General features: G+C 57.3%; 5 protein-coding genes and 2 pseudogenes. All 7 read right to left on the bottom strand.

Annotated features, from left to right (window positions below; genetic code table 11):
• Positions 1–830 precede the first annotated feature (830 nt).
• The 7 genes and pseudogenes from IVB12_RS03925 to IVB12_RS03895 all read right to left on the bottom strand — a co-directional run bounded on the left by IVB12_RS03925 (position 831) and on the right by IVB12_RS03895 (position 9,043).
• Positions 831–980, bottom strand: a complete 150-nt coding sequence (locus IVB12_RS03925) for a hypothetical protein (RefSeq protein WP_247295835.1) — start codon at positions 978–980, stop codon at positions 831–833.
• A gap of 351 nt (positions 981–1,331) precedes the next feature.
• Positions 1,332–1,537 (bottom strand): annotated as a pseudogene (locus IVB12_RS03920) (FAD-binding protein); the annotation flags it as partial.
• Between the two features lie 56 nt (positions 1,538–1,593).
• Positions 1,594–1,982, bottom strand: a pseudogene (locus IVB12_RS03915) (hypothetical protein).
• A 1,272-nt stretch (positions 1,983–3,254) separates the two neighbouring features.
• Entirely contained in the window at positions 3,255–5,474 is a 2,220-nt protein-coding gene (locus IVB12_RS03910; protein WP_247295834.1) for an acetate--CoA ligase family protein, read from the bottom strand.
• Between the two features lie 440 nt (positions 5,475–5,914).
• Positions 5,915–6,352 (bottom strand): DUF736 family protein, encoded by a 438-nt coding sequence (locus IVB12_RS03905; RefSeq protein WP_346658480.1) that lies wholly within the window; start codon positions 6,350–6,352, stop codon positions 5,915–5,917.
• A 370-nt stretch (positions 6,353–6,722) separates the two neighbouring features.
• Entirely contained in the window at positions 6,723–8,609 is a 1,887-nt protein-coding gene (locus IVB12_RS03900) for an IucA/IucC family protein (protein ID WP_247295829.1), read from the bottom strand.
• Complete coding sequence (locus IVB12_RS03895) at positions 8,609–9,043, bottom strand: hypothetical protein (RefSeq protein WP_247295827.1); 435 nt, start codon at positions 9,041–9,043, stop codon at positions 8,609–8,611. The genes IVB12_RS03900 and IVB12_RS03895 overlap by 1 nt, the downstream gene beginning before the upstream one ends.
• Between the last annotated feature and the right edge of the window lie 1,975 nt (positions 9,044–11,018).

Genomic DNA, 11,018 nt, shown 5'->3' with positions numbered 1-11,018 from the left:
AAGGGGACACATCCGCTGCCGGGTCTTATGACCCAACCGCTGCAAGAACGGCTTCAGCCAGCCTTCGAGTTCGTCTTCCCATTCCGCCATGGTCAGCCCTCCAAGAGCCGACCACCCATGAATCATTGAAAAATCGATTCGGGACTCCTAAAAATTCAGAGGAATCCGACAATCTGCCAAAGTAGTGCTAGTCTCAGCTTCTTCAGGCGGGATCGGGGAAACGTCGCGAAATCAGGCGCCGCAGCCCGGTGGAGAGCACAGAGTAGGGTGTACATGGTGAAAGCTGTATTGCCTGAACCTCAGTTTCCAGTTGCCAAAGGGCTGGCCGTATGGCTGACACGCTATGCCACGCGGGGCAGATCGCACCGGCCAAGTGCGATCCGCCACCAGTCTTCGTGGGACGACCACCATCGGTGGGTCAACGAATGGCACACCTAAACACACCGCAACTTCCTGCACACGCAATTACGGGATCGCCTGCAGCAGGCTCTTTCGAAGACCCGCACGAAGCGAACTGAAGGCACCGTTTCGATTCAAGATAGGCGATGATATACGCAAACCGAACAGCGTGCTCCCAACCAGAAACACCATCGGCAACATCTCGGCCGCGAGCAAGAACCACCTCCACACTTCGCACTACTCTCCCCGCCAGGCGAAGTGCTCTTTGTTGAACCTATAGCGCGCGGCGCAGATGAGGACGACTACATGAGCGGCCGCACGGACGTCGCTTGACAACAAGATCTTGAACCTCTTCGAGACCTCCTGCTTGATTGTGTAACCGATCAGGGACGCTCCAAAAAGGAGGCCATCAACGCGTAGACGTCGGGCCGTTAGAGCAGCAAGATGAGGGCGGAAAGCAGGAAGTAGATCACGCTCATCGGCAGCGAGAAGTCCCACTTCGTGAAAGCGAAGAAGACGTTCTTGAGCGTCAGCCACTTGCTGGTCGAGAATGAGGGGTATACGGCGCAGCTACTGTTCATGGCATCAGTATAATCTGACCTTGCGCCGAGCTTCAGCGCCTCACGTGATCAACGAAACCAACCGAACCATCTTGTTCGAGCTGGTGGCTAGGATGCACGAATGCCCCTCCGCCGCCCGACCGTCAGCGGCCACTCATGAGGACAAGTAGAAAAAGGCAAAACCTACTCTATCGTCCAATGCGACGATCGCGTTCGCAGTCTGGCCCAGGACTAGAAAGATTCGGAGAGCAATCCCCTAGACCGCTCGATAATAAACGAAGCCTTGCCATCGCGCGGCAGCACTGTGAACGCCCCCTCAGAAAAGCAACACCGGCCGGAGTTTATACCTCCGGCGGGTGTTTTTAACGCGTTTTACTTGCCGAGCTTGCCGAGTTCGGCCGTCAGCTCCGGAACCGCCTGGTAGAGGTCGGCGACCAGGCCGTAATCGGCGACCTGGAAGATCGGCGCGTCCTCGTCCTTGTTGATCGCGACGATCACCTTGGAGTCATTCATGCCGGCCAGATGCTGGATCGCGCCGGAAATGCCCACGCGACATAGAGCTCGGGAGCCACGACCTTGTTGGTCGCATCCTTCAACGACGCATTGTCGTGTTCGGCAATCAGAAGCGTCGTCATCAGAGCACCCCGGCTTCGTTCTTGAGTTTCGACACCAGCTCGGCGGCGTCCTTGACCTTGAAGCCCGCCTTGCGGCCTGCCGGCTCGGTCGTCTTGAGAATCTCGAGGCGCGCAGCGACGTCGACGCCGTAATCGGCGACGGTCTTTTCCGCGATCGGCTTCGGCCTTCATGATATTCGGCAGCGAGGCATAGCGCGGCTCATTGAGGCGAAGGTCGGTGGTGACGATCGCCGGTCCCTTCAACTTCGGTCCGCAGGCCGACCGCGATCTCGTCGAACGGGTTCATGGACATTTTGACGTTGGCGAGTTCAACGCCCGATCCATCGCCCTTGACGCGGACCTTGACCTTGTAATCGACCACCCGCTTTACCGGCACTAAGACCTTCATCGATCCTTTTTCGGAGGCGATTTCCGCAATCGTCATCGGGGCGATATTAAAAATCGCTTCTAATTTGAGCGGGGTGTATCACGAATTGATTGAGTCGATCCGCGTTGATGGCCGAAAGCGCAGATTTTGTGCGCTAGAACTCACTCGGACGCAGCAAAGGGGCGGCGCTCTAATTCGTCTTCGCGTGGGCGACATGATGCGCCAAATAGTTGGGGCTGGTGAGCGATAGCGGAAGCAGATGGAAGCAAGTCGAACATAGGACCTGCCGCGGCCGAGGCAGGACCGGACGAGCGCACTCTCGCGTGGAAGGAGAAGGCCCTAAAGACGATCCATCATGCGCCGTAAACAACCCGGCGTCATCACGTCAATGCGTAAGGCCCTCATCACCATGTTCAGCCGCGTCTAGGATGACGAGCTCGGCTGGCGGAACTAACACACTCCAGCCGCCCCTTTGAGGCGGAGCTAAAACCCTTCTCCCGCTTCGAGCCGCGGAATATCAAACCAGACCAACGCCATGTTCCAGCAACACGTTCACAGCAAACGTCGTCTGTTAGGCGATCAGCAAATAATGCCGCCCTTGAGCGGCCATTGCGCCAGACTCAGTCGCGTCCTTCCCGCTCAGTCAAGTTGCAGGACGTTCGAAGCAACATCCATCTCGGCCGGGAAATAATCTTCCATGATGGCGTAGGTTAGGGCTGTGGATGATCCACCTACGGACGCAACGCATCATGGCAGCAGAGACGGCCAGGGTGGATTCTGCAACGATCAACATCGCTGCTACAACAGCAAAGAGCGCCTTCTTTCTTCTGCTGCGATTGCGCGCCGGCTTGCAAGCAGGCCCAAAAACCAGTGCACCGAAGCCTAAAGCGACTACCACAAGAAACGATCACCACTGGCGCCGCGCGGTTGCAGCCACTCGACACCCTGATAGAAGAGCAGCAAGGATCGCCATGATTTCCTGGCCGTTGGTGACGCGATGCCGGGCCGCTCGTCTCAATCACCTCCGCGCCGATGTCGCCAGCATCGGCGCGGACAAGGGTCCGGCGAGCACACGCGTGAGGTCAAGGATGATTGACGCCAGAAAGCGGCAAGACCGACATGAAGACTCTCTCCTTAATGACTCTTCTGAGGCGGAACACGCCCGTTCGCGCCTCGAGCTCCGTTCGTATGGCGACGCCATAGTGTCCGAATTCGATGGCCGGCTTCCCGAGCAGAGGATGCCCTGTTACTGTTAGTGCTTCCGCGGAATCATCGAGCCGACTCACGCAAATGTTACGAGCCGCCATCGCGTTTGCTTGCATGATTCCGCAAGACGACGAGTGCGTCCACCGCGACTCCGCTTTTGGCAGTGAGTAGAAATGGATTGACGTCGATCGAGGCGATGCGACCAGCAGCATCGGCGATCAAATTGGAAAGTCCAACTAACGCACTGATCACAGAGCCTTCGTTCAGAGCCGGCCGGCCGCGGTAGCCCTTTATCTTCACGCCGGCCTTGGTGCGACCGATCAACTTTGCGGCCTCGGTGGCATCGATCGGCGCGCCAGCGAGCGCTACGTCTTTCATCAACTCGATATCGATGCCCCCCGTACCGAATAGGACCACCGGTCCCATCTCGGCATCAAGCGAGGCACCTATCACCAGCTCGAGATCGGCCTTGACCTGCTGCGCAATCAAAATGCCTTCCAGGCGCGGCTTTCCCTTCAATTTCTTGACACGGGCGGCGATGTCGCTGAACGTCCTTTCTACCTCGGCTGTGCTATTGAGATTGAGCACCACGCCGCCGATATCCGATTTGTGAAGAATGTCCGCGCTGACCACTTTTGCCACGACGGGAAAGCCGATCTCCTTGGCGACGCTTGCAGCCTCCTCGGCGGTCCGCGCTATTGCCTCTTTCGAGATCGGGATGCCATAAGCGTTGAGCAGCTTTTTGGAGGCGATCTCGTCGAGCGCGGCGCCGCTGGCACCACTCAAGGTCTTTTCCAGGAGCGCCCGTGCCTGGGGAGTGGAAGAGGAAATAGTATCCGGCACGTCCTTTTCGAGTGCGGCATAATCGATCAGCGCGTTGATTGCGCCGACCGCGCGGTCCATACCTTGCATGACAGCGATGTTAGGCAATGTCTTGCGCAAGGCGGTTGTATGTTCGGTAAAGCCCATGGACACCGGGCTAATATAGATTACGGGCTTCGTCGCGCTGCTCGCCATGCCGTTGACGATGCGCAAATTGCGTTCGCGCAATTCATGCGGCACCTTCGGCAAGTCGGCGTCAATGATGACGATGTCGATATCCGAGTCTTCGATCATGATTTCGATCGATTTGATGTAAACTGATGGATCGACGACTGCTGCAAATCCCGCGTCCAGCGGATTGCCAATGATCGAGCCTGGCCCGAGCATCGTTCCGAGCTTCTCGCTGGCATTCTTGCTCAGTGGAGGAAAATTGAGCCCCACCGAATGGAATGCGTCAATCAAGAGCCCACGCTTTCCGCCGGACAGCGTCACCGCAGCGAGGCGGTTGCCTTTAGGCAGTTGCGCATGAACGAAACATTCGGTGGTTTCCACGAGTTCGTCGAGTCCACGCACTCGGATCACTCCCTCGCGCGTCGATATTGCATCGAAGGACTCGATGGAGCCCGCCAGCGACCCGGTGTGCGCCATGGCGGCGGCGCGTCCGCCTTCGGAACTCCCGAGTTTCAACGCAATAACAGGCTTTCCAGCAGTACGCGCTGCCTTGCAGGCATTCCGAAACGCCTGAGCGTTTCGTACGCCCTCGAGGTAAACCACGATCACTCGGATGGAAGGATCGGCGGCGAAATATGTCATCAAATCCGGCGTCTCTAGCCCGGCCTCATTGCCTGTGGTGACCATATAGCCGACACCGACGCCGCGATCCTCCAACGCCTGCCGAATCATCATCACGATAGCTCCGGATTGGCCCGCGATTGCGACCGGCCCCTGCTCCATGGTGACGATCCGATCGTCGAGATTGGTGAAGAGCTTTTCGCCCGCACTCAGATTGCCGAGGCAATTTGGGCCTGTTATTGCAATTCCTGTCTCACGCACCGCGACGTTGAGTTCGGCCGCAAGCCGCTGACTCTCTTCGTCCTGTAGCTCGCTGAAGCCCGAAGTGACGATCGTTGCCGACCGAGCGCCCGCCGCAGCAGCATCCCGCACGACTTGAACCACGAAACGCGCCGGGACCAGCACAAGCACATGGTCCGGCTTTTCCGGAAGGGAAACAAAATCCTTGTAACAAGTCACTCCCCAGACCGCGTCTCTCCGTGCATTTACAGGGTAGAGCCCGCCTCGATACTTGTACTTGATGAGATTGTTCCAAATGCGCTCGGCATAATTACCCGGCTTGTCGGTGGCGCCAACCAGTACAACATTGCGCGGGTGCAGCATCGCATGAATGCCGCTAATGATATGACTCGCGTCGGGCGCGGGTGACCAATTATCCGATGAAACGGCAGTAGTCGACACGTGTGCTTCCATAGTTCCAGTTCTTCCCTCTAGCTCTTCCGCCGAGACTATGTGCTTCATGGTCTAAGCTTTGCGCCTCTCGCTTGCGGGGTCCTCAAAACACCGCTCGGGGCTCCAGGTGGTAGTGGGCCGAAGTGAGATAAATGAGGGCACACCGATAGTACCACGCAATACTCGGCCGCTGCCTGCATCGGCCATGATGAACTGCGATCACCAGTGCCCAATGCTAGAGCCCTCTTAACCGTGAACGCCGAGGCGCCGCGATCAACATGGCAAAAGGAGCAGCAAACTTCCAACTAAACGCAAATCGAAGCTGCATCAGGGCCACATCGAGCGAAGGATCAATGCAAACAGCACGACAATCAGAACTCCGAGCAGCCGAGTGGGTAAGCGTCTAGGCAAGAGACAATGGACGCCTGGTGTCGCGACCGAGTATTGGCCCCTTCAGGCAATCACCTCTTTTGTTGCGAGTATACTAGCCGGCTCAGCGGCCGCGTTTCTTCAATGTAGGCCATCACATGGCCGAAATTCACCGCGCGATCAGACGAAAGCGAGGATTTCTTGTTCGACCGGTCTCCAGTCCGAGCACGGCTATGAGCGCAAGTGAGGCGGTTTGCTGAGAGATAGACAGACTGTCCCGATGCAGCGGCCGCAGTACAACTCGGCTGCGATCGGAATAACCCCCGCTCGGTCAGTTCGTGCGGGCCCGCAAGTCTGCCACTTACCGTTCTTCCGCGGCCATAACCAGAACGGGTTGCGTCTTCGACTTCTTCGAACAGGTCGGCGTAGATCGGTGCGATGAAGGAAGGATCATCGAGCTTGAGTGAGAGATAGTCAGGGTCTTCCATCCGAGCGCTTCGACCAGGCAGCCTCGATCTCGTCCGGCCCATATAGGCACGGCGACTCGGAGCGTTTTCGCTGGAGAGTTGGCCTTTGCCGAAGATACGAACAGCCTGCGAACCCCAGGCTGATGATCTCGCCCTCAAAATCGTTGCTGACCTTCTTACGATCTTAGCCACGTCATGTCTCCTGGCGTGCTTCGAGCCCGCGACCATCGCGGCCTTGGTCGTATGGCGATCTCCACTCGCGGGTTAGTCTGCGCATCGTAGATCCTGTCTGAAGGAGAAAAAACTTCTTCAGCTCGCTCCGCACCCACACTTATGGCCAACTCCACTTCAGCTCAAAGTCAAAAGCCTGAAACCGTTAGTTCGCGGAGGGTTGCAGCTATGTGCGGTCCGAAGCCACGCCGCAGTGGCATTATCATTTCGCTCCCGCCAGCGGATTTGGTAACTCGTGCTCAACTCGAAAGTCCCGATAGCGCTCCAGATGCATCCTTAGCACCGAGCGGGTCCGCCAGGGATCGTCAAGAAACGCCTTGCGTTCTTCGAGCCAGAATGCATCCGACATCATGCGCGGCCTGAGCGCGTCAAAGACTGCCTCGGTTTCTTCCCGTAGGATGTGCCAAAAGCATGTGCCTGACGGTTTATAAATTTCGTTGAGGCACAGTGCGACCTCATGAAGGTGGCAGACGAAGCACGCGTCGATGACAAATGAGCGTACGATACTGATATCGTCGTCAAAGGCCGTTGGTAAGATCCCCGTCCGAGTGAAGGGCTTGAGATCGTACCCTCGTTCCTTGAGCAGGGGAACAAAGCTGCGGGCGTCGCCGAAATCACGGAGTAGCAGTTTTTTAGGGCGGCCTTTTTGGTCGAATAGAATTGTACTGTTCTGCTGATGCGCCTCAACGGCTAGTCCGTAAAGCAGATACATGGTGAGTATCGGCCCGATCACTGTCCTCACATAGGCACGGAAGAACGAAGACACGGCGGCTTCGTTTTCACCGCTGTCTCTCGCAATCAATTCGCAAATGAGCGGGCGACCGTCGATCGGGCTCGCCGTGAGGAGCGCTGCCACAGTGACCGGTAGTAGTCCATCATTTCGCGTCAATGCACCGGAGTTGCGGTAGACAACTGAAAGAAAGCGGCCCGGATGCTCGTCGCCTGTTACGGGGTGGTGAAGGATTGCCCCCAATTCTTCTGTGAAGATCTCCAACCCGTCCGAGAGGCGCCGCTCATTTGATAGAATTTCAGAAATCAGAGTGCTGAGACGCGGTCCCATGTAAATTGACTTGGCCTGCAGAATGCGCTGCTCGCTGGTCATCCAAATCGCCACCGGCAATTTGATAAACGGTCTCGGCTCCTGAGTGTCCGGCAGCATTGTGCGGAACGACATTGACGGCAGCGTTACGATCTCCGGGCCGTTCGGGTCGAAAACTCCGGAAGTTATCTCGGACGCGAATTCACGTCGCAGACAGTTGTCTAGGTGCCAGATATGGACAGGCAGGGGCAGCCAGTCCTCAGCGGACTTTCCACGTTTGCTCAAGCTTTCGGCCCATTCGCACCAGAGCTCCGGGAAGTTTTGTGAGAACCATTCTGAATAGCTGCCGACATGCGGCATTTTCTCCACATAGGACCATTCTTTCCGTAAGGCGGCAATTCGGACGCGCACGCGAGCACCGAACTCAGGCGACAAGGCAGCGACGTCCTGGGGCGGCAAGCCGGATTTGGCCTTCCATGTCGGGTAGAAGGGGTGACCCTCCAGCGCCCCCCACTGATCGAGAGCAATTGCCCACAGGTGCGACGGCAGAATCTGGAGATACTCTAGGAAATCCCGGGCTCCTGCTTCAGCTATTTTAGCTCCAAGCTCTGCGCTCCAGTGTTCCCGGTAACTACGTGCGAGGGCGTCGTTACGCATGCTGTCCTCGACGTCACGGATTAGACGCTGAACGTCGTCCGCTGCAGGCGTGAGTGCCAAAGCGGGCGCGATCTGTCCGATGAGATCGGAAGGATTGTCGATCCGGTAGCGAGCGCCGGTCTCGTCAATTACTTCGATTGAACCTCGATTTTGAAACGTTCCGGCAGGCGCACGGTGCAAATCCGCAAAATGCAGGACCTCGCGTGATCGCCAAAGGGGGAGCCATGCTTCGTTGCTTTCCCGAGCCCACATTAATGCGTCGGGGTCAAGAAGACGCTCGGCGAGTAGACAGCGGACCAACCGGCGGATGGCATTGCGCGATGCGCCTAACCAAAGCTGCGAGGTACGCGCCTTAAACCCCGCGTCTGCCGAAGAAGCCGGCCTCTCCTCCATCACACTTCCTCCAGCAAAATGGCAAGCAAACAGGCCGACGCGCTCTCCGTGAAGAACGTGGCGTGGTATCTGAGCGCCTCACTAGGTTTTTGCGGGAATGGCCTCTTCGAGCTTCGCGGCCAGTTGCATGAGCTGCGACTTGAAAGGTCAATGCCTCGGGCTGACATCAGCCCCAGAATTAGAAACACCTTCAACCGGAAATTGGTGTGACAGAGCAGCATAACGAGCGCCAAGCCCATTGACTGGGCGGAGAGTAGCATGAGAACAGATGATTTAATGTCCCGTCTGCGCTTGTGGCTCTGGGAGCAGCTCTGCAAGGGCGTGCCGCCGCCGTACAGCATAGACGAACGACCTGCCGTGTCATCATTCGACAAAGGCAGGAGTGACACAGCTTCAATCGGAACCGCACCCAACGGTTTGGTCTTTGTGATCATTTGGATGTTCCTCCGCCAGTAGCAATGACAAGCCCCGCGGTCTCTCAGCAATCGGTGTGCCACGACACCGTGCGCGATCGCGCTTAACGAGAGAGACAAAGAGGGGACATTTCGCCTTTCGGCCAGCCGCTGGAATGATTGCGCGGGGGAATGTCGAGTCTCGACCATATGGGTCTGGAACCGGACATAGTGCGCTCTGCAAATGCCCTGCCGAGCGGGGCACCGCCAGTGCATGGTGTGAACGCCCACTATTTTTGTCCCGCGATAGCAGGTCGTGCGGCCGGTTCAATAGCCCGCCGAAACTGGTGAGCTATTTCAGGCTTAATCCGCTTTGCCGCTTGGCCAAATGGGCGTGGTAGGCCGAGGGGACGCTCGGGAGACTTGCAGATCAGCTCGCCCCATGCACCCACGTTGATTGTCGATGAAGGCGATCATGGGCTTGGACCTGCGGGTGAGCTCCGCCATCGCAAAACAGCGCTCGCTGCGCGCGGGATTTGTTTGGCCTGCCGAAGCTCACGCTTCCCCCCTTTCCAGCCCCTTCAGCGTTCTCGGGCCTGTTGGCTAGTGCCTTCGGATGATCAAGAAAAGAGTTCACGTCGATCGTGGGCTTGTTTGCGGCCACAACACTTGCGTTATTCTTGTCGATGCGCTCTGTTGTGTGGGCATTGTGAAGCCGCGCTGCAGGGGAAGTTCTCACTGCTAAAATCAGCGCTCTCCTAGGAGACGAATCCCAGAATGTAGGCCAGGATACCGGGATCTTTTTCCTTCGACGCGATCCCATTCGCAACAAGGCTTTGACCTGCTCGGCATGGCAGCTGGTCTTATAGCTCTTGCGATGTGGCAGAACGTGTCGGTGGACCGGCGATATCTTTCCTCGATTCACTCGGCTGCTGCTTGTAGGCGGCGACTTTTCCCTGATATTCCTCTTAACCCGCTCTTGCAGCACCGCTGCATAAGAACAAGCAATGCTGCGGCTTGAACCTTGGAGCTGGTTGATATCTCTTCTCTAGCTCGTTGGCGTAGGCAGCCCGTGCGAGTGTGGCATCCTTAACCGTTGCAAATGAGGTCGCGACTGATCAATTCAGAAGAAGACGGAACAACGTCACCTAATCTGCATTGCTCGGCCTTTCGCGGGACTGGTCGAAGTCGTCCCTCGGCACGTAGCCCAAAAAGCGGCCGCTGCTCAATGAGACGATATCCTGGTTTTCTGGGACAATATCCAACCGAGTGGAAGGCTACAAAACAAGGCTGTGATGTCCGTCCGGCCGAACGTTGTAAAGCGCTGAACACCGGGAGTTACTTCAGCGCCGGCGATCGACGCGGAGTTGCATGATCGAGCGCGACATAAGTTCAGGCCCTCGCGTGCTCAAGAGCGCGCGTACCGTCTCATGAGCTCACCGAGCATGAATGAACCATGCTCACCGAAAGGCCCGCTGACGAGGGACAGCAGGTAAATCCCGAAGTTCGGCGCGTCGAACGTGCCCTTGATGGTGTTAAGCTTCTGAATCAGGTCGAGCGCCGTAATCCTAGAGTTCTCCACATACGCCCCGTCAACCAGCCGGGGCTGTGGATGAGAGGTTATGCAGTCATTTTCGGCCGAGACGATCGCCGCCAAACCCAGCGAGATCGCGCGCTCGTGAAAGCGGCTGTGCTGATCGGAATCGCGGCGAGTGGCTCTTGACCTTTTGGTCTAACGCCAGTGCGCACGTTTGATCGCTGCGAAAACACACAGGTCCGTGTCTTTCGGAGCCCGCGGTCGAAGTCAAAGAGCGAGATGACGGCCCGTTTGCCGCTGCCGCATCTCTCGTGTTGAACAACAGTAAGCGCTTAGCCAGAGCCCTTGGTTCGGGATCGGGATAGCTGTGCGAAGAAGCCCCCGGGTTGGACGGAGGTTTGAGATGGGATTGGACAGCAAAAAGGACGTCCATTTAGACGGCCCGTCGGCGGGGTCGGTGAGCCGGTTGGAAGTTCTTGA

Source organism: Bradyrhizobium sp. 179 (genome assembly GCF_023073535.1).
In the GTDB taxonomy this organism is placed as follows: Bacteria; Pseudomonadota; Alphaproteobacteria; order Rhizobiales; family Xanthobacteraceae; genus Bradyrhizobium.
Note: the sequence above shows the minus strand (reverse complement) of the source record. Positions and strands in the feature narration are given on the sequence as shown.